The 18098-nt window shown below is 37.7% G+C and carries 18 protein-coding genes; 11 read left to right on the top strand and 7 right to left on the bottom strand.

What is annotated here, in order from left to right; all coding sequences use genetic code 11:
- Positions 1 to 89: 89 nt before the first annotated feature.
- From selD to G6W42_RS07750, 3 genes are all read right to left on the bottom strand, one after another.
- Positions 90 to 1112: a selenide, water dikinase SelD gene (gene selD, locus G6W42_RS07760; RefSeq protein ID WP_194173569.1), complete on the bottom strand. Its 1023-nt coding sequence runs from the start codon at positions 1110 to 1112 to the stop codon at positions 90 to 92.
- Complete coding sequence (yedF, locus tag G6W42_RS07755; RefSeq protein ID WP_194173568.1) at positions 1109 to 1711, bottom strand: sulfurtransferase-like selenium metabolism protein YedF; 603 nt, start codon at positions 1709 to 1711, stop codon at positions 1109 to 1111. Before yedF ends, selD begins: the two co-directional genes overlap by 4 nt.
- Before the next feature lie 146 nt (positions 1712 to 1857).
- Positions 1858 to 2805: a formate dehydrogenase subunit gamma gene (locus G6W42_RS07750; RefSeq protein ID WP_021092159.1), complete on the bottom strand. Its 948-nt coding sequence runs from the start codon at positions 2803 to 2805 to the stop codon at positions 1858 to 1860.
- 398 nt (positions 2806 to 3203) lie between these two features.
- Here G6W42_RS07750 and G6W42_RS07745 point away from each other — a divergent pair, with 398 nt between their 5' ends.
- Entirely contained in the window at positions 3204 to 3800 is a 597-nt protein-coding gene (locus G6W42_RS07745; RefSeq protein WP_194173567.1) for a DJ-1/PfpI family protein, read from the top strand.
- Between the two features lie 333 nt (positions 3801 to 4133).
- Here G6W42_RS07745 and nspC read toward each other — a convergent pair whose 3' ends face one another.
- Entirely contained in the window at positions 4134 to 5273 is a 1140-nt protein-coding gene (nspC, locus tag G6W42_RS07740) for a carboxynorspermidine decarboxylase (RefSeq protein WP_194173566.1), read from the bottom strand.
- A gap of 84 nt (positions 5274 to 5357) precedes the next feature.
- Here nspC and G6W42_RS07735 point away from each other — a divergent pair, with 84 nt between their 5' ends.
- From G6W42_RS07735 to G6W42_RS07700, 8 genes are all read left to right on the top strand, one after another.
- Positions 5358 to 5579: a MoaD/ThiS family protein gene (locus G6W42_RS07735; protein WP_002941462.1), complete on the top strand. Its 222-nt coding sequence runs from the start codon at positions 5358 to 5360 to the stop codon at positions 5577 to 5579.
- Position 5580: 1 nt separating this feature from the next.
- Entirely contained in the window at positions 5581 to 6015 is a 435-nt protein-coding gene (locus tag G6W42_RS07730; RefSeq protein ID WP_194173565.1) for a molybdopterin synthase catalytic subunit, read from the top strand.
- Between the two features lie 10 nt (positions 6016 to 6025).
- Entirely contained in the window at positions 6026 to 6493 is a 468-nt protein-coding gene (locus tag G6W42_RS07725; RefSeq protein ID WP_107714139.1) for a molybdate transport repressor, read from the top strand.
- A 264-nt stretch (positions 6494 to 6757) separates the two neighbouring features.
- A complete protein-coding gene (locus tag G6W42_RS07720; RefSeq protein ID WP_194173564.1) occupies positions 6758 to 8608 on the top strand; it encodes a TonB-dependent receptor domain-containing protein in 1851 nt (616 codons plus the stop codon).
- Positions 8609 to 8619: 11 nt separating this feature from the next.
- Positions 8620 to 9585 carry an ABC transporter substrate-binding protein gene (locus tag G6W42_RS07715; protein WP_194173563.1) on the top strand — a complete coding sequence of 322 codons (966 nt, stop codon included), beginning with the start codon at positions 8620 to 8622 and terminating at the stop codon, positions 9583 to 9585.
- Positions 9582 to 10379: an ABC transporter permease gene (locus tag G6W42_RS07710; protein WP_194173562.1), complete on the top strand. Its 798-nt coding sequence runs from the start codon at positions 9582 to 9584 to the stop codon at positions 10377 to 10379. Before G6W42_RS07715 ends, G6W42_RS07710 begins: the two co-directional genes overlap by 4 nt.
- Positions 10379 to 11068, top strand: coding sequence for an ABC transporter ATP-binding protein (locus G6W42_RS07705; protein WP_194173561.1), 690 nt, complete (start codon positions 10379 to 10381; stop codon positions 11066 to 11068). The genes G6W42_RS07710 and G6W42_RS07705 overlap by 1 nt, the downstream gene beginning before the upstream one ends.
- Entirely contained in the window at positions 11061 to 12167 is a 1107-nt protein-coding gene (locus G6W42_RS07700) for an NnrS family protein (protein ID WP_194173560.1), read from the top strand. The genes G6W42_RS07705 and G6W42_RS07700 overlap by 8 nt, the downstream gene beginning before the upstream one ends.
- Positions 12168 to 12169: 2 nt before the next feature.
- Here G6W42_RS07700 and G6W42_RS07695 read toward each other — a convergent pair whose 3' ends face one another.
- Entirely contained in the window at positions 12170 to 12808 is a 639-nt protein-coding gene (locus tag G6W42_RS07695) for a Crp/Fnr family transcriptional regulator (RefSeq protein WP_194173559.1), read from the bottom strand.
- 149 nt (positions 12809 to 12957) lie between these two features.
- The gene (locus G6W42_RS07690) at positions 12958 to 13371 is read right to left on the bottom strand and encodes an acyl-CoA thioesterase (protein ID WP_021084995.1); all 414 of its coding nucleotides are present in this window, start codon (positions 13369 to 13371) and stop codon (positions 12958 to 12960) included.
- A 90-nt stretch (positions 13372 to 13461) separates the two neighbouring features.
- Here G6W42_RS07690 and ciaB point away from each other — a divergent pair, with 90 nt between their 5' ends.
- Both ciaB and G6W42_RS07680 read left to right on the top strand, forming a co-directional pair.
- Positions 13462 to 15306, top strand: coding sequence for an invasion protein CiaB (gene ciaB, locus G6W42_RS07685; RefSeq protein ID WP_194173558.1), 1845 nt, complete (start codon positions 13462 to 13464; stop codon positions 15304 to 15306).
- Positions 15299 to 17662, top strand: coding sequence for an EAL domain-containing protein (locus G6W42_RS07680; protein WP_194173557.1), 2364 nt, complete (start codon positions 15299 to 15301; stop codon positions 17660 to 17662). Before ciaB ends, G6W42_RS07680 begins: the two co-directional genes overlap by 8 nt.
- Positions 17663 to 17680: 18 nt before the next feature.
- Here G6W42_RS07680 and G6W42_RS07675 read toward each other — a convergent pair.
- Positions 17681 to 18098, bottom strand: a 418-nt coding sequence (locus G6W42_RS07675) for a hypothetical protein (RefSeq protein WP_194173556.1), incomplete at its 5' end; no start/stop codon positions are given.

The raw sequence follows: 18098 nt of genomic DNA, 5'->3' as shown, positions 1-18098 counted from the left end.
TTGACATTATAAAGTGGTTAGGTAAATTAAAAGAAATTTAAAAATTTTATCATCTAGTGCATGAAAACTAGGCTAAATTTAGCCTAGAGTTAGTTTAAAAATATATCAAACTCGCCTTTTTGGATCGTTTCTGCAATGATAGCTGAGCGCTCATAGCCAGCCTCTCTTAGGCGCTTTAGGGCTAAGCTTGCATCGTTCTCGCCAACGGCTAGCAAAAGTCCGCCAGAAGTTTGCGCATCGTAAAGCAAGATATCAGCCTCTTTGCTCACAAAATGCTTTGCAAATTCGCGGTTTTTGTAGCTTCCCTCTGGGATGATGCCCATATCGGCAAATTCTTTCGCGCTTGCGATCACTGGCACATCTTTTTCAAAGACTTTAAAGCTGATCTTGTCGTTTAACATCTCACTTAAATGCCCTAAAAATCCAAATCCAGTCACATCGGTAGCAGCATAAACCTTGATGCCACTTAGCGCTTTTAGAGCGTAGAAATTTAGCTGAGCCATGATGCTTGCGACCTCGCTTATTTGTTCCATGCTTAGTAGATCAGCCTTGATCGCTGTGCTTAAGATGCCACTGCCAAGAGGTTTTGTGAGGATCAAAACATTACCAACTTCTGCAGTGTTGTTTGCCCAGAAATTTTGTGGGCTCACCTTACCAGTCGCACTTAGCCCATAATACATCTGCTGCGTCTCTATTGTATGTCCGCCAACGATGACGCCGCCACACTCTCTTACTTTATCGGCTCCTCCTTGTAAAATTTCGCCTAAAATTTCAGGCGCAAGGTTGCAACTATCAAAGCCCACGATGTTTAGAGCGTTTATCACCTCGCCGCCCATCGCAAAGACGTCGCTTAGGCTGTTTGCAGCAGCGATCTGTCCATATATAAATGGGTCATTGACTACTGGCGTGATAAAGTCGAGCGTCTGAACAAGTGCAAGATCGTCTGAGAGCTTAAAAACGCTCGCGTCTTCGTTTGAGCCGATGCTTGAGAGCAGGTTTGGATGAGATAAATTTAAACTACTAATCGTTTTGTGAAGACCCGACGGGTCAAGCTTAGCAGCTCAGCCAGCGGCTCTAACAAACTGCGTAAGCTTTTTGTCGTGGTAGATCATAGTTTGATCTGCTCGTGAGTTGATAGTATGTCGATGATCTCATAAGCGTTTGAAATTTCGCCAACCGCAAGATCGCTTACTAGCTTATAAGCCTCTAAGCAGCTTCCGCAGCTTAAAATTTGAACGCCAGCAGCTTCAAGATCTTTAAGTGGCTTAAAGCTTGGATGCGCGCGGTTTGTGGTCATCTTAACGGCGTTATTTACGCAGATTATTATCTTTGGTTTTTTCTCTACTTGAAGAAGTGCGCCTAGAAATTTTGATAGCAAATTTATGCCAACTTCGCCGCTACCTGCGCGCTCTTCGTTTAGATAGAGCACTTTTTCGTTTTTTGGTGTTATATCGCAGACAAATTCGTCAAAATTTGTAAGCTCAAGTACGCTTTTGCCCTTGATGGCTAAAATTTTAGTCTCAGTGCCATTGCTTTCTAGGCTAAATTCTATATTTTGATTTTTTAAAAATCTTGATATATTTTCTTTTGGAGCTAGGGCATTTACGATGATCTCTAGGCTCTCTCCCTCATTTAAACCCTCAAGTGCGTTTTTAGTCATGATGACTGGTTTTGGGCACTCTAAATTTCTGCAATCAATTGTTCTTGTCATTGTTTTTCCTTTGTGATTAGTATTTCAAACCTTGAAACTGATTTTGGATTATAGCTAAAAAATATTAATTTTTTAAAAGGATATGTGCTGTGAAATTTGCTATAAAAGAGAGTTTGACCCTGCGTAAGTCGCAAGGTCAAGATTAATTATTTTAAATTTGTGTAAGATTTTTCGTAGTCAGATACTGGGATCTTGTTTTCCTTAACAAGCTCTTGATACCAGTAGTGGTGAAGTACATAAACCTCTTCTTCTTCTTTGTATCCAGTAACCATTGACCAGATAGCGCCATGTATAGCGATCGCAGCCATATAGATATGAACTAAGAAGAATACCGCACAGACGATACCAAGGCAGTTGTGGATAACTACGCTATATCTTAAAAGATCGATTTGAGAGATACCAAACCAACTAGCAACTGCTGGCTCTTTAATATCCATGAAATACATGATCGCACCAGTGATGATCATCACGATACCACCAGGGATGGCGATCCAGTACCATGCTTTTTGTCCTGCGTTAAATTTACCAGCAGGGACTGGTTTTTTCTTCTTTGATAGATAACCACCAACTATCATCATCCATCTGATATCATAAACAGCTGGAAGCATTCTGATAGTCCAAGCAAATAACATAGGAAGCACAGAAATAGCAAATATAATAGTCGCTATATCGTGCAAGTATCTACAGAAACGCACAAATGTGCCACCACCAAGCTCTGCACCCCACATGATGATGATGCCAGTTGGCACTAAGATGATCCAAGAGATCGCAGCTAAGCCGTGAGCTATACGTTCGATCAGTGAAAACGCAAATACTTTTTTGCCATCGTGACTAAAGTGTTTTGGTCCGATGATCAAGAAGTGTAGCACGAACGCGCCGATAACAGCTAAAATGATAGAAAGTGCAGCTATCGCGAAGTAGTCGTTGCCTTGTATAAAAGTAAATATCGGGCCCCAGCCATGCTCATAAGGCTTGATATTTTCTATCCTCTGTGCTGCCCAAATGGTGCTGTCAAATTGATTTACACCAGTTGGTCCTTCAATGGCCATTGCCGCAACGGACAATGTAAAAAGTAGAGTAAGAATTCTCGTCATTTTATTCCTTTATTTGCTAAAGCTTAAATGATTTAAGCTTTGGTTAAATATGCTAAAATCACACAGCTATGCCGTTTTGTGGCTATTATATCAGAGCTAATCACAAGCAAACCTTAGCAAAAAAGATTACTAAAATTTTTATAAAAAATATTTAAGTTTTGTTAATTTTGATAAACGCTGATATAAATTTTGAGCAGTAAAAATCTCAATTTTTTACCTAAAAACGTGGTTAAACTCAAATTTAGAAATGGTGCTAGATAAATTTGAATATTTTTATCAAAAAGCTAATGCTTTATAAATTTAGATTTTTAACTCAAAATACCTTATTAAATTTATATTTTCTAAAAATTGAATTAAAATATCAAAAGCATTTTATATCTCTATTAAAAGGCGAATCAATGGACATTTACGCTCTTATCTTTGATGATTATGAGACGCTTGATCTTATGGGGCCGGTAGAGTTTTTAGCAAGGGTACCTGAGATGAAGATAAGCTATGTTTCGTTTGATGGTGGGATAAAAAGAAGCAAGCAGGGCTTTTTTATAAAAACAAAAAAGCTTAGCAAGATGCCAAAAGAGAGCGTTTTGCTAGTTCCTGGAGGTCAGGGCACAAGGGCGCTTGTAAATGATAGTGAGTTTATCTCTAGGCTAAAAGAGTGCGTTTTGGCATCTCAAATTTGCCTAAGTGTATGCACTGGCTCGGCGCTCATCGCTCGCACTGGAGAGCTTGATGGCTTAAAGGCTACCTCAAATAAAAGATCGCTTGAGTGGGTAAAAAGTTGCGGCAAGGCGGTAAAGTGGCAAGAGCGCGCTAGGTGGGTGAGGGCAGGTAAGTTTTACACAGCTTCAGGTGTGGCTGCTGGCATGGATATGGCGCTTGGCTTTATCAGCGATCATTTTGGCAAGGAGCTAGCCCAAAATATCGCAAACGAAACTGAATACAACTGGCAAAAAAGCTCAAAGATAGATAAATTTGCCAAAATTTATGGGTATTAAATTTAAAGCGGTTTGCGGTTTTTAGTAAATTAAATTTGGTGATGTAGCTTTAAATTTAAAGTAGTTTGTAGCTCACAGAACTAGCTAGAAATTCGCCAAATTCGGCGAGTTTAAATTTTAAAATAAAAATAACTTTGCCAAAAATGCCATAAAGATAAATTTATAGAAACTAAATTTATCCCATCTTTTCATATTAAATACAAATCCAAAAAGCTTTAGAGCTTAAATTTAGGCGGCAGTTTAAAGGTATTTTGGCAAAATTTGCGTGGCAGATAAATTTGACCTATCTTAAATTTAAATAGCCAAATTTACCTTCAAAAAACAAATTTTAGCCTAGTTTCTGCGCCTATACTCTTCGTAGTCTAGTTCTCTAATCATCTTTATCTCGCCATTTTCTTTTAGAAGTAGCAGATCAGGCAGTTTTATGCCGTTAAAGGTCGTGTTTTTCACGATCGTGTAGTGGATTTGATCTTCAAAGATGACGCGGTCGCCGATTTTTAGCTCACTATCAAATTTATACTCCGCATCGCCCGCTTCAAGCCCCACTATATCGCCAGCTAAGCAGGTATTACCGCCAAATCTATAAGCAAATTTGCCATTTTCGCTCTCGCCTCTAACGGCCGGTCGGTAGGGCATGAGCACAGTATCTGGCATGTGCGCCTCAGCTGAAGTGTCAAGTATGGCGATATCTTTCTCGTTATGCACGATGTCAAGCACGCTACTTATCAAAAAGCCAGTCTGCCAGCCCACGGCCTCGCCAGGCTCCAGATAGACCTCTACGCCGTACTTCTCGCGAAAGCGTCTGATGATCTTTATAAGCAGCTCCGCGTCGTAGTCAGCCCTCGTGATGTGGTGGCCGCCGCCCATATTTATCCACTTCATCTTTGGTATAAACTCGCCAAATTTCTCCTCAAACGCCTCTAGCACAGTCTGCAAGCTGCTCGCACTCTCCTCGCAAAGTGCGTGAAAGTGAAGCCCGCTAATGCCATCAAGAAGCTCGGGCTTAAAATTTGCCCTTGTAATGCCAAGCCTGCTAAATTTACCGCATGGGTTGTAGCTATCAGTTGGTGCAAGTGAGACCTCTGGATTGACCCGTAGGCCGCAGATGATGCCATTTTGCAGGGCAATGCCTTTAAATTTTTGCCATTGCGCAAAAGAGTTAAAGGTGATGTGCTTTGAAATTTTTAAAATTTCATCAAAGTCCTCATCTTTAAAGGCTGGGCTATATGTGTGGATCTCGCCTTTTACGTATTCGCTTGCAAATTTAGCCTCGTGAAGCCCACTGCAAGTCGCTCCATCAAGATATGAGCCCACCATATCCATCACACCGCTAAAAGCAAAGCCCTTAAGAGCCACTAAAATTTTAGCTCCGCTTTGCTCTTTGACATACTTTAAAAGCTCTAAATTTTTACGTACTTTGGCCTCTTCGCAGACGTAGGCTGGGGTTTTTATGCTTTTTAAAATTTCGTTCATTTTCTTTCTCTTTTGTAAATTTTCAAATAAGTATATCTAAATTTATTTTTAAGTAAAATCAGCAAAAATTTCAAAGGATAAAATGTGGTAGAGATCGAATTTCTTGGGCCTATCGGGCTTGAGAGTATAAAAGTAGAAGCGAAAAATTTAGGCGAGGTAAAGGCGGCTTTAAGCGAGAAAGAAGAGCTTAAAAAGTGGCTAAATATCTGCGCTGTGGCTGTAAATGACGAGATCGTGAGCGATATAAATTTCGCTCTTAAATCAGGCGATAAAATTTCTATCTTGCCACCAGTTTGTGGAGGCTAAGATGCAAATTTATAATGGAAGCTTGGACGTTCAAAGCATCACAAACGAGTGGTATGATAAATTTAAAGATAAAAACTGTGGCGCGCTCATCACCTTTGTAGGCATAGTAAGAGAAGAGGGCGGAATTTCGGCGCTTAGCTTTGATATCTATGAGCCAATCCTTAAAAAATGGCTAGATACTTGGCAGGAGCGAGCCAAAAAAGAAAATGCCTACGTGCTTTTTGCTCACTCAAAAGGCGATGTGCCGGTGCATACGAGCTCTTATGTAGCAGGTGTAGTAAGCCCTCAAAGAAAGGTCGCGCTAAGGCTTATAAACGAGTTTGTCGAGGACTTTAAGGCAAATGCGCCGATCTGGAAATATGACGTGATAAATGGCGAGAGAATTTACGCCAAAGAGCGCAGCCAAGCGATAAATGGCGCCGGACTTTTGGCATAAAAGGGCAAAAATGATAACCAAAGAGAGTAAAAAAGATGTTTTTTGGGCGCTTGCCTTTGGGCTTGGGCTCTTTGTCTTTAGCATCATTGGCTACTTTTATCTTGATCTTGGCACGCCGTCTCTTTTTGGCATCATCGTTGGCGCCGTTTCAACCTTTTTTTGCGTGAGAAAAATTTTGCAAAATAACTTTTTTGAGATAGATGATGATGGATTTGTCATCACAAAAGGCTCAAAAAATATCAAATTTTTCTTCAAAGATATCGATGAGATCGCTATTAAGAGCTTTGGTGATAAGAAAAAGGTCGATGCGTTAAGTGTTAAATTTAGAAAAAATCGCCTTGATAGAGATGCTTGTTTTGGGCTAGTTCAGGCACTTGGCGATGACATGATCGTTATTTTTGACAGATACGAACTCTCACAATTTACACTCTCAAAAGAGCTTCGAGATAGGCTGGCTAAATTTAAAGATAGGGCTTAGTTAGGTAAAAAATTTTAATTAACTTTTTGTCCTTTGTCTAATTATTTATAGTTTAAATTTTATTTTTATATAATAATTATCAAAATATATAGCAAAATTTTACATTATTTTTTGCCTTATTATGTTATTTTTACCTGCTGATTAATTATGTATTCAATAATTTTTTTATAAAAATATATGATGATTTATATCAATATTTTATAAGAGATTTTTATTTACAATTTCGATAAGAAAAATCATAATTGTATTTTAAAAGGAGTTTTTATGAGGCAAGTTTTAAGCCTAATAGTTTTTTCGTCACTGCTTTTAGCAAATGAAGCAAATTTGGACACTATAAAGCCTGTTAAAGAATTTGCCCCACCGCCAATTATAACGCCAAATGTTGCACAAAGCGCCTTTATAGAAAATCAGTTTGACCGCACTCAAAGAAGCGAATATCCATTTGTTACGAATTTGCTCGACAACTCAGCCGATATGTTTCATATTTCAGCTGGAATGTATGGCAAAAGCTTTTACAACTCATCGCTTTTTAAATATCGTGGCACAAATTTTTATACCATTTTAAACGCAAATTTCACTAAGGCAAATAGCTATAAAGATGGAAGTGGCAAAAGATGGGACTATGGCTACAACAGACAGGGCCAAAGCGCTATTTTAGGTTTCGTGCCAAATGAGCTTAGCGAGCTTAGACTTACGTTTTTAAGGGATAATATCGATAAAGACAAGCAGCCAGAACACGCAATGGACGCCTTTAAAACAACCAGAAAAGTCGGCAAGCTAAATATTCGCTTGGGCGAAGAAGATCTTTCAAACACGCTAAATCTTGAACTTGCTGCAAAAAAGATTGAGAGAAAAGCAGATAATTTTCACCTAAGAAATTCTACTCCAAATGTAAAAGTTGATATAAGAAGAGATGTACTTGAGGCAAATTTAAAGTATGATGTTGATTTTTCAAGCTTTCATAATCAAATAGGTGCTGGCTTTGAAAAAGATAAACATGATGGCAAAAGATACATAAAGCAAGGCAGTAACTGGGTATTTAACGGATATAGATTTGCTGATGTTAGAAATGATAAATTTATGCTTTTTGACACACTAGCTTATAAATTTAATGAAGCTAACGAAGCTTCTCTTGCCTTAAAATATGAAGAGCAAAGAAGTAAGCTTAATGGGCTTGACACTAAATATTTTGCACCAAATCCAGCCATTAGCACTCCTCGTGGGCTACTTCGTCAAATTTATGGCGAAGACGTAAGTGATAAGATCAAAAAAGACGCTTTTAGTGCAAGTTTAAAATATAAATTTACACCAAACGACAAGGATAGCTATTTTGCAAAACTTGAGAGTTTATCTCGCTTGCCAAGTAATATGGAGCGTTTTAACGCGCTTTATGGACAAAATGACTCTGGCTGGATAGCAAATCCAAATTTAGAACCAGAGAGACACAATAGAGCAGTTCTTGGCTTTAAATTTGGCAGCCAGTTTTATAAAGAGTACCTAAATTCTTTGCAAAACAAAGATGCATTTGGTTTTAGCGGACATTTCATCGCTGATAGCGTTAAAAATTTAATCATTTTTGATAGACGCCACTCAAAAGCTGCTATGCCATTAAACAAAAATGCTGTCATCTCAAGAAACGTTGATGCAACGCTTTATAGTCTAAATTTAAACTCAGAATACAGCTTTGCAAGGCACTTTGGATTAAAAAGCTCACTTTACTACAACTACGGACAAAATAAAACCGATGGCAGGCCACTTTATCAAATAAGGCCTTTTGAGGCAAATTTTGCGTTTGACTACAAAGACTATGCAAGCTTTGGTAGCTACAACCTAGGCACTGCACTAAGACTAGTTTCAAAGCAAACTAGAGGCGATTTTAGCAAGCAAAATGGTCTAGGTATCGACAAAAAAGAGGCCGCAAAGGGGTTTGGTTTGCTCGATCTTTATGGTGGCGTAGAGTTTAAAAACAAAGTTGGCATAAGATTTGGCGTAGCAAATTTATTTGATAAAGATTATGCAGAATTTATTAGCGGTGATCACGTAGCAGCACTTGATCCGGTAGTCGTTCATGCCCCTGGCAGGACATTTTTTATTAGCTTTCACAGCAGTTTTTAAAGGAGAAAAATATGTTAGATAGAAGAAAATTTTTAGGACTTAGCACAGCTTTAGGCGTTAGCGCGTTTGCACCAAATTTATTTGCAAAAGAGAGCTTTAGTATGTGGGGCGCACCAGCGATCCCAAGTGTCATAATGGCAGTTGCTGCACTGCAAGGGGAGTTAAATAAAACTTATGATGTGAGCCTAAATATCTGGAAAACACCAGATCAGCTTCGTGCAGGCGTGGCTAGTGGGGATATTAAAGTCACGATGTCACCATCAAATGTCGCTGCAAATTTAAGAAACCAAGGGCTTGACTTTGCGATGTTAAATTTACTGACCCTTGGCGTAATGAACGCTATGGTCAAGGATGAAAATATCAAAAATTTAGAAGATTTTGTAGGTAAAAAGCTAGTCATGCCATTTCGTGGCGACATGCCAGATCTTGTCCTAAGGGCACTTTGCAAGAAGCGAGGCATAGACGCTAGCAAAATAGATATCACCTATACGGCAACACCTCCTGAAGCTCTACTTTTATTTTTACAAAAAGATTTTGACATTTTATTAGTCCCGCAACCTCTTGGCGAAGCGACTATTTTGCGTGGTAAAAAAGCAGGCGTTAGCGTATATTACTCAGTTGATTTTCCAAAAATTTGGGGCGAGAGCTTTAATACAAAACCGATAATCCCAATGGCTGGCATTATCGTAGAAAAGGGCTTTTATGAGAAGAGCTTAAATCTATTTGATACGCTTCATAGCGATCTTAAAAATGCTCTTTCTTGGATACTTGAGAACAAGCAAAGTGCAGCAAAGATAGGTTCAAGCTACTTACCAGCTCCAGAAGTGGCACTTGCAAATGCCTTTGATAAGGCAAATCTAACAGTGACAAAAGCAAATGAACTACAAAATGAGATCATGGCATTTTTTGAAGAAATTTATCAGTTCAATCCAAAATTTCTAGGCGGCAAGATGCCAGATAAAGGTCTATTTTTATGATACTAATCGACGGCGTCAAAAAAGATCGCTCAGCCTTTTTAAAAATAATTGATTATTTTTGGGGTGGATTTAGCGGATTTGCCGTAGTTTTTTTGATCTTAGCCATTTGGCAAGTGGGAAGCGAGTTTAGCTCCCCACTCCTACTCCCATCGCCAAAAGATGTATTTTTAAAAGCCTGCGAAATTACAAAAGATTACAAAAATAGCGAGATAAATATAACGCTTTGCAGATCGCTAGTTGGGGTTAGCACGGCAACATTTTTTGGTATATTTTTAGGGCTAATAGCAGGTAGCTTTAAAAGCTTTGCAGCCCTTTTAAAACCTGTCATTACCTTGCTTTTATCGATGCCACCAATTATTTGGATAGTGCTTGCTATTTTTTGGTTTGGATTTGGAAATTTTAGCACCATTTTTACTATCTTTATAACCGTTTTACCGCTTACTTTTGCAAGCTCGGCAGTTGCTATGAGTAGTGTAGATGAGGAGCTAAAAGAGATGTTTGATGCCTATCATTTAGGCTTTTTAAAAAAGATAAAACACCTCTATATCCCACATCTTACAAGCTATATCATAAGCTCTGTTAGCGTAGCTGTTGCAATGGGTGTAAAAATAGTCATAATGGCCGAACTACTAGGTGCAAATAACGGCATGGGAGCAAAGATAGCAAATGCAAGGGCAATGCTTGAAACAACTGAAGTGATGGCGTATGTTCTTTTAAGCATCGCTCTTATCATGCTTTTTGAGTACCTCATCATTGAGCCTTTAAAAATAGCCCTGATGCCTTGGAGAAGATGATGCTTGAGCTTAAAAATGTAGAGTATGAAATTTTAAGAGATAAGGTCGTAAGAAATTTTAATTTAAAGGTAGAAAAAGGCGAAGTGGTGACGCTTTTTGGACCATCAGGTTGTGGAAAAACTACCATTTTGCGCCTTATTAGCGGACTAAATGAGCCTAGAAAAGGGGAAATTTTTAATAAATTTAAAAAGACTACATATTTTTTTCAAGAAAATCGTCTGCTTACATGGAAAAATGCTCTTGAAAATGTGCTTTTGGTTATGGATAAAGCTGATCAAAACAGCGTTTTAAAGCTCTTTGCTAAGGTTGGTCTTAGTCAAAAAGACGCACTAAAATACCCAAATGAACTAAGTGGTGGCATGAGGCAAAGGGTTGCTTTTGTAAGAGCGGTTGTGACAAAACCTGACCTGCTTTTAATGGATGAGCCATTTTCTGGGCTTGATTATGATATGAAAGAAATTTTGATCGATATCGTTAGCCAAAGAGTGAGTGAGGGTATGAGCATAATACTCGTTACGCACGACAGAATGGAGGCCGTAAAGATGTCAAATAGAATTTATTTTCTCGCAAATAAAGGTGCGGTCATACAAAAAGAGCTTATTTTAGATGAGGCTTTTAAAAACCGTGATTTTGCATTTATTAGCAAAACAATAGATGAAAATTTTAAAGGGCAAATTTATTATGATTAACAACTTTTTTACCTATCCTATGAGGATATTTTTTCTTACCAGTGCTGCCTGTGCTGTGCTGGGAGCTGCTATATTTTTTACACCAACTGATTTTGTGAGTTTGCATAAATTTATATTTTTACACCTTTTTCTAGCACTTGCTTATGCTGGATTTTTACTCACTGGACTAACCGACTGGACAAATTTCAGCTCCTCACTAAAAGCCCACGCTTACATTTTATTTTCACTCTTTGCAACTAGCTTTATAGCTGCACTTTTTAGCTTATTTTTAGCACATTTTTTTATTATGCTTTTTTGGGCATATCTAGTGATGCTTTGCCTTTATATGATCTGGCGAGATAAAAATCTTGATCAATTTGGCGTACTTGGATTTTTGTTTGGTATTTTAGGCTTTGAAATTTATTATCTAATAAGTAGCAACGAAAAATTTTTAAATTTGCAAATTTATCTTCATATCATCGCTATCTTGCTTATTTCATATCGTGTTAGCGTTGTACTTGGCAAAGAAGCGCTAAAGCGAGAAAAAGATATGGATGAGGCTATCTTTGTACCAAATTTTATCTATAAAAATATCGCTATTTGCATGACTTGTGCATTTTTGCTTTTTAATATATTTTTTGAAAAAAGCATCGGCACCCACTATGTAGCCATTGCTTGCGGATGTGCGGTGCTTGCAAAACTTAAAGAGTGGCACTACAAGCAGCTTTTGAGGCATAATTTTGTGATTTACTATTACTTTATGCAGATATTTTTAGCGGTTGGTTTTTTAGGTATCGGGGCAAGTGGGCTTTTAAATCTAGGTCTTGAAATAAATTTTATGCATTTAATAGCCATAAATGCCGTTATTTTTAGTGTTATGCTTATTTTTAATATTGCTGGACTTCGTCACAGCGGACAAGAACTCGAATTTTTACGCCTTAGCAAAATTGCTTTTATTTTAGTTATTTTAGCTGGCATTAGTAGAGGTATTTTGGCATATTTTTGGAGTGGATTTTATATTCATCTGCCAGCCACTTTGATAGCACTTGCTTTTATCTTTTGGCTCATAAATTTTTATGAAATTTTTAGAGATAATGAATTCTCTGAGGATCCTGAGTGATATTAGTTTGTATAACTTTCTAGTTTTTCGTGGTCGATGATGAGAAATTCGTGCGGTGTGATCTTTCTGATGATGTCGTCTTTGATAAGCTCATTAAATGCTGTTGAGGCGCTTTGGCGTTTAAGACCAACAAAGCTTGATAGCACCTTTAGGGAAAATGGCAAAAAGACGTAGCGGTAGCCGTTTTGTTTTAGATCTTGTTCATTTGCAAGCTCGATTAAGAAATTTGCAATCCTGCCCTTTGCGTCCTCAAAAAGTATCGACTTTGTGATTTGGCGCTGCACGATGATGGTGTTTAGTGTGGTTGTTAAAATCTCGCTTGCAGCTTTTGGATTGTGTAAAATTTCGCCGATATTATCTAGTCTAATAACGTAAATTTGGGCATCTTCAAGCACTTCAAAGGCGCAGTTGTCATCAAGTATGGCGATGTTGTTTTTTTCTAAATGATAAAGGATAAATTCCTCGCCATCTTCAAAAAATGAGAGCTTTGCTGAGCCGCTTTTTAGGATAATTATCTCGATATCTTCGGTGTAGATCGTGCTTGTTTTTGGCAGCTCTTTAAACTCAAATTTCTCCAGCTCATCTTGTGTTAAGATATCTAAAATATGCGTTTGTAAAAGCCCTAAGCGTGATTTTTTCATCTTTCTCCCAAAAAAGTGTAAGGGCAGATTTTACTTTATAAAGCATTTAAATAAGTTGAAATTTCTCTTTTTTGAAGTTATTTTTTTTCAAATTCTTTTAAAAATAGCGATAAATTTAGGGGTTTGGTTGCATAAATCGCAACCAAATTTTAAAAGCCGTGAAGCTTTTTTAGCTTCTCATCTATAGGTTTTTTGTGTCCATCTTTTGTCACACTGACATAGGTCGCAGTAGCGCTTGTGACGTGTATAGTCTCTCTAAAACCGCCATCATTTAGCCTAAGTGCAGTTACTTCTATCTGCGTTGTTATCGATGTTTTGCCAACTGCGATGATCTTTGCATAGCAGCTTAGCACGTCGCCAACAAAGACTGGTTGCTTAAATATGATCTCTTTCATCGAAATTGTCACAACTCGCTCAGGCGAAATTTCTCTGGCAGCCTGAGCACCTGCAAGGTCTATCTGACTCATTATCCAGCCGCCAAAGATATTGCCAGCTGAGTTTGTATCTTTTGGTAGCATAACTTGCTTTATACGAGGCTCGCCAAAGTCCTTTAAAATATCCATTTTTTGCCTTTTAGATCTTAAATTTTTGGTAAATTGTAGCAAATTTTAATGGCTTTATGCTAAAATCCTGCAACTTTAAGGGATGAAAAGATGAATGATTTTAAAAGACTAAACGAACTTACAAAAGAGCAAAAATCCAAGCTAAATGCTATTTATAAAAATTTAGATGACAAGATCATAGCTGATGCTGTGAAAATTTGCGCCCTTGCTGGCACGCCGAGCCAAAAACTAGCTCTTGCTAGAAGGATAGTTGATCTTAAAGTTGATCCACTTCAAAATGAGCTAAAAAAGCTAAATTTAGCCGAGGACGAGCAAAAGCGCGTGCTAAATTTGATCTACGGCTACGTTAGAAATTTATATGAAAATCTGCACGCCGAGCTTATAAAAAAGGCACGTGATGAGCAAATTTTAGACCAGTTTTATCAAGCTTTTGTTGAGGCTATGCACGAGCTTGGGCTTAGTCTAAATGCGTGGCAAATTTCATGGCAAGATAAGATAATAGACACCACAAATAAAGAGTTTGAGGCTAAATTTAAAGATTTAGGCGAGGCAAATGAGTTTATTACTAAAAACGGCTTATTTCAGTGTGATAGTAACGGCGTAAGAGCTGATAGAACGTATGGCGCAGTTTGCAAAGAGGGCGAGAAATTTAGCTTTTTACCTTACGCGCTTGCTTTTAAAGATGAGGTAAAAGAGCTTAAAAAAGTATTTATAAAAAATCTTGAAATTTTAAGAAATTTAGCTAAGAGCGACGAGCAAAAATCCTACGTAAAATACCTTGAAAAGCTGCAAAATGCCTTTTGTGAAGAGGACAATGCAAAGGTTATAAACGCTTGGCAAGAGGCTGAGATAGCGTGGATGGGTGTAAAAGGCGCGCTTCAGCCAGGCCATCCGCTAGAGTACTACGAGGATGCCTACACGCACGCAGTCGCACTTGAGTGGGACATCAGGCTGGTCGATAGCGAGGGCATTGATGAGCTTAAATTTAAAGAAAAAGTGACAAAAACTTACGAGAGCGTTTGCGAAAAGATCAAATTTGATAACGCCGCGACAAACAAAGCAGTTAGCGAAAATATCGCTAGAACGCAGCTTTATATAAGTGTGCCGATGATATATTACGCAGCGGAGCTAAACGGGCTTTTTAGCGCTCAGGTCGTGCCAAATGATGAGAGCGTGAGTGCAAAATGCGGCAAGAAAATTTTTGCCTTTGTAAATCACGTCTACGAGGGCGCAAAAGCAAAGCCTTTTATGAAGCTTGGGGCTGAAATTTTTAGCAAGGAATTTTTGGATTTTGGTAGAGAAATTTTATTTTTAAAGCCAAAAATTTGGAAAAAAGTATATGAAATTTCAACGATCGGCCATGAGTTTGGACACATCCTCTTTATCGGACTTGATACTGAGATGAGCATGAATAAAAGTGGCGTCTTTAAATTTATCGAAGAGTACAAGGCGACGACTGGTGGGCTAGTAAATTTCTTCTTGCACGAAGAGGCGGAGTATAAAATGGCCGTCTTTCATGAGCTGATAGCTCGCGCGGTTGGGCTTATCGCGTGGCGAAAGGTCGATGAGGTGAGGGCTTATTACTGCGAGGGGCTCATACATCTTAGCTTGCTTTTTAGGGCTGGAGTGCTTAAATTTGACGGCAAACTAAGCGTGGATATGAGCGAGCAAGCCTACGCTAAATTTAAAGAAATTTGCTTGCAAAACTACTTCGATCTAGCGCAAACATACGCTAAAAAATATGATGCGAGCGTGTTTTTGGAGAAATTTTGCCAAAAAGATGAGCAAAGCTATCTGCCAAAAGATGAAGAGTGCAAGAAATTTGTTGAGCATTTTTACGCTAGCTACGAGGCTATCGGCAACGATGTCGATGATAGTGGCGAGTGGCAAAGGTGGCAAAAACTAGCCCAACAAGCGGAGAAGAGCCGTGCTTGATAGGATAACAAATTTTCATAGTGGCTCTTTTTTATTTATATTTGCCCTGATTATTGCTTATTTTTCTGCTATTTATCTGGGAGATCAGTTTTATCTGACGGCTTTATCAGTTGGCACTGATGTAGTGATCGCCATATTTTTGTTCTTTTTATTAAAAAGTAGTAGAAATTTAAACTCATACTGGACCTATATATTTTTAGCTATAGCGAGCTGGGCGTTAGCAGATATCCTTTTGCTACTTTATGATAGATCACTTATCATGCAAGGAAAAAATATCTCTCGCACGGAGCTTATGCAAATTTTATATTTGATCCCATTTTTTATGTTTATTGTCTCTTTTATTGCCTTTTTTACAAGGATTTTAAAAAGAGTGATATGGCAACAAGTCGCAGTAGATGCGCTTGCTTTGATGCTTATTGTGGTTAGTTTTTTTTGGTTTGTAGTTTTTGATAGAAGTCTAGCAGTAGCGCTTAATAAAGAATTCGTAACTAGCCTTTCATACATCATAATGGATATTTTTATCTTTTGCTTTGTCTTTGTTGTCGCGTTTTCACTAAATTTCGTATCAAAAAAACCAATTTTTAGCTATAAAAGAGTGAGCCTTCTTTTATATTTATTAGCTTTGCTTATCATTTGTGTTTGTGATGCATACTACTCGTCAAAGGCCTTTTTGGCATACGGTGGTACAAATGTTCATTACGAGTTTTTCTTTAAAGTTGCATTTTTTATTATATTTGTAGCTTGCTTGCATTTAAAGGAAAACGAGGCAAATATCAAGATAAGAAGCTGTAGAAAAGACTATATAAGAGTGATTATATATAAATTTATTACATTGCTTTTCATCTCTCTACTTTTTTTAGGAGCTGCTAATACAGATAAAATTTACTCTGTTTGGATAGTTTTTCTACTTATGGTTTTGCTAGCCTATGCAGCGCTAATTTATAGTATCTCAAGCACAGTTGCTATGAGGGATTTAGCTAGATCTGAAAGGCATATCATCGCTCAACTTGACGAAGATATCCAAGATAGCTTAAAAGAGCTTGAAGAGAAAAATGAGCGCTTAAGACAGCTTAGCGAATTTGACTCACTCACTGGGCTTTTAAATAGACAGTCATTTTTAAGCAAACTATCAGAGATGATAAAGACCAAAGCGCTTGGCGAAAAGATAGATATTTATAGCATCGACATCAACCACTTTAAGGCTATAAATGACTCATACGGCCACTACGTGGGTGATGAGGTGCTTTTGAAATTTTCTAAAAATATAAAAGCGATCTTGCCAGAGGGCGCTATCGTCTCAAGGTTTGGCGGCGATGACTTTATGATAGTTTTAAAGCAAAAAAATGAGGGGCATTATAGAGAATTTTTATACTATCTGCTAAACATCATAGCCGAGCAAATCTCAGTTGGCGATTATAAGATAGCTCTTGGAGCAAAGGTTGGCGTTAGCTCAACGCAAACAAGTGAAATTTTAGCTGATGATCTTATCATGCAAGCTGGAGCGGCACTTGATGCAGCAAAAAGAGATGTTAATACAAAATATGTCTTTTACGATGATATAAAAGAGATCATTCAGGAGAAAAACTACATAGAAATTTTGCTAAATTCTATGAATTTTGATGAGGAATTTAGCCTAAATTTCCAGCCGCAGTATCTGCTAAATGGTAAAAAGATAATAGGTGCTGAGGCTCTTATAAGGTGGAACTCTCCGGTAAAAGGCTTTGTAAGTCCGGCTAAATTTATCCCAGTAGCCGAGCAAAGCTCTATCATAAATACAATAGGAATATGGGTGGCAAAAGAGGCCATAAGGCAGATGAGCTACTGGAACAAAAAGTATGGTATCAGCCTAAAAGTTGGCATCAATATCTCGCCAAAACAGGTTGATAATGTAAATTTTGCATCGGACATCTTTGGCTATGTTGAAGAATTTGGCATGGATCCAAAGTGCGTTGATATCGAGCTTACAGAGGCAAGTCTCGTCAATGCCGAAGAGATCATGCAAACAGTCTTAAAGAAATTTTCAGATAAGGGCATGAGCATCTCCATTGATGACTTTGGCACTGGCTTTTCATCGATGAACTACATCAAAAAGTATCCACTAGATAGGCTAAAGATCGCAAAAGAACTAGTTGATAACATCGCTATAAACGAGATCGATAGAGACGTTGTAAAAAGCGTTATAACTCTAGCTAAAAATATCGAGCTAAAGACGATCGCTGAGGGTGTTGAAGATGAAACTCAGCTTGAAATTTTAAGAGAGCTAGGCTGCGATGAGATACAAGGTTATTTCTGGGGTAAGCCGATGAACGCTAAAGACTTTGAAGAGCTCATAAGAAGCACGCTTGATCACATCTAAGCTTGTAAATTTACAAGCTTAGCCCATAACGCTTTTGTAGTCTAAATTTTCAAAAAGTAGTAGCTCTTTTCTGCTCTTTTTTATAAGTGCTTTTACTAGCTCTGAGGTTTCTTTATTTTTTGGCAAGACAAGATGAATTTTTTCATTTATAAAGATGACAAAGATATTTTTAAGCTCGTAAATTTCACTTACATCTTTTATGTCAAAAATTTCATTTTCTTTTGGCTCATTTTCATAAAATGCCAAATTTTTCTCATCTACTTCAAAGATCATCTCTTTTTTAAAGTCTGAAATTTCTAAGCTTTTTAGCGCCACTCTTCGTCTATTTTTTAAAAAAATTGGATAAAAAATGATCCAAAAGATAGCAAAAATGGTGCCAATAATAGTAAAAATTTTGGTTTTTAAGAGCATATCAGCGATAAATCCAGCTATAATG

Origin of the sequence: Campylobacter concisus (genome assembly GCF_015230015.1) — a bacterium.
Taxonomy (GTDB): domain Bacteria; phylum Campylobacterota; class Campylobacteria; order Campylobacterales; family Campylobacteraceae; genus Campylobacter_A; species Campylobacter_A concisus_AF.
The sequence above is the reverse complement of the archived record's forward strand: the minus strand, read 5'-3'. Positions and strand labels throughout refer to the sequence as shown.

Bases quoted from the DNA above. Each gene is read 5' to 3' on its own strand.
- G6W42_RS07750 (WP_021092159.1), bottom strand. From the start codon at position 2,805: ATGACGAGAATTCTTACTCTACTTTTTACATTGTCCGTTGCGGCAATG.
- G6W42_RS07730 (WP_194173565.1), top strand. From the start codon at position 5,581: ATGCAAATTTATAATGGAAGCTTGGACGTTCAAAGCATCACAAACGAG.
- G6W42_RS07710 (WP_194173562.1), top strand. From the start codon at position 9,582: ATGATACTAATCGACGGCGTCAAAAAAGATCGCTCAGCCTTTTTAAAA.
- G6W42_RS07715 (WP_194173563.1), top strand. From the start codon at position 8,620: ATGTTAGATAGAAGAAAATTTTTAGGACTTAGCACAGCTTTAGGCGTT.
- G6W42_RS07690 (WP_021084995.1), bottom strand. From the start codon at position 13,371: ATGGATATTTTAAAGGACTTTGGCGAGCCTCGTATAAAGCAAGTTATG.
- G6W42_RS07745 (WP_194173567.1), top strand. From the start codon at position 3,204: ATGGACATTTACGCTCTTATCTTTGATGATTATGAGACGCTTGATCTT.
- G6W42_RS07725 (WP_107714139.1), top strand. From the start codon at position 6,026: ATGATAACCAAAGAGAGTAAAAAAGATGTTTTTTGGGCGCTTGCCTTT.
- G6W42_RS07700 (WP_194173560.1), top strand. From the start codon at position 11,061: ATGATTAACAACTTTTTTACCTATCCTATGAGGATATTTTTTCTTACC.
- G6W42_RS07695 (WP_194173559.1), bottom strand. From the start codon at position 12,808: ATGAAAAAATCACGCTTAGGGCTTTTACAAACGCATATTTTAGATATC.
- G6W42_RS07720 (WP_194173564.1), top strand. From the start codon at position 6,758: ATGAGGCAAGTTTTAAGCCTAATAGTTTTTTCGTCACTGCTTTTAGCA.
- nspC (WP_194173566.1), bottom strand. From the start codon at position 5,273: ATGAACGAAATTTTAAAAAGCATAAAAACCCCAGCCTACGTCTGCGAA.
- yedF (WP_194173568.1), bottom strand. From the start codon at position 1,711: ATGACAAGAACAATTGATTGCAGAAATTTAGAGTGCCCAAAACCAGTC.
- ciaB (WP_194173558.1), top strand. From the start codon at position 13,462: ATGAATGATTTTAAAAGACTAAACGAACTTACAAAAGAGCAAAAATCC.
- G6W42_RS07705 (WP_194173561.1), top strand. From the start codon at position 10,379: ATGCTTGAGCTTAAAAATGTAGAGTATGAAATTTTAAGAGATAAGGTC.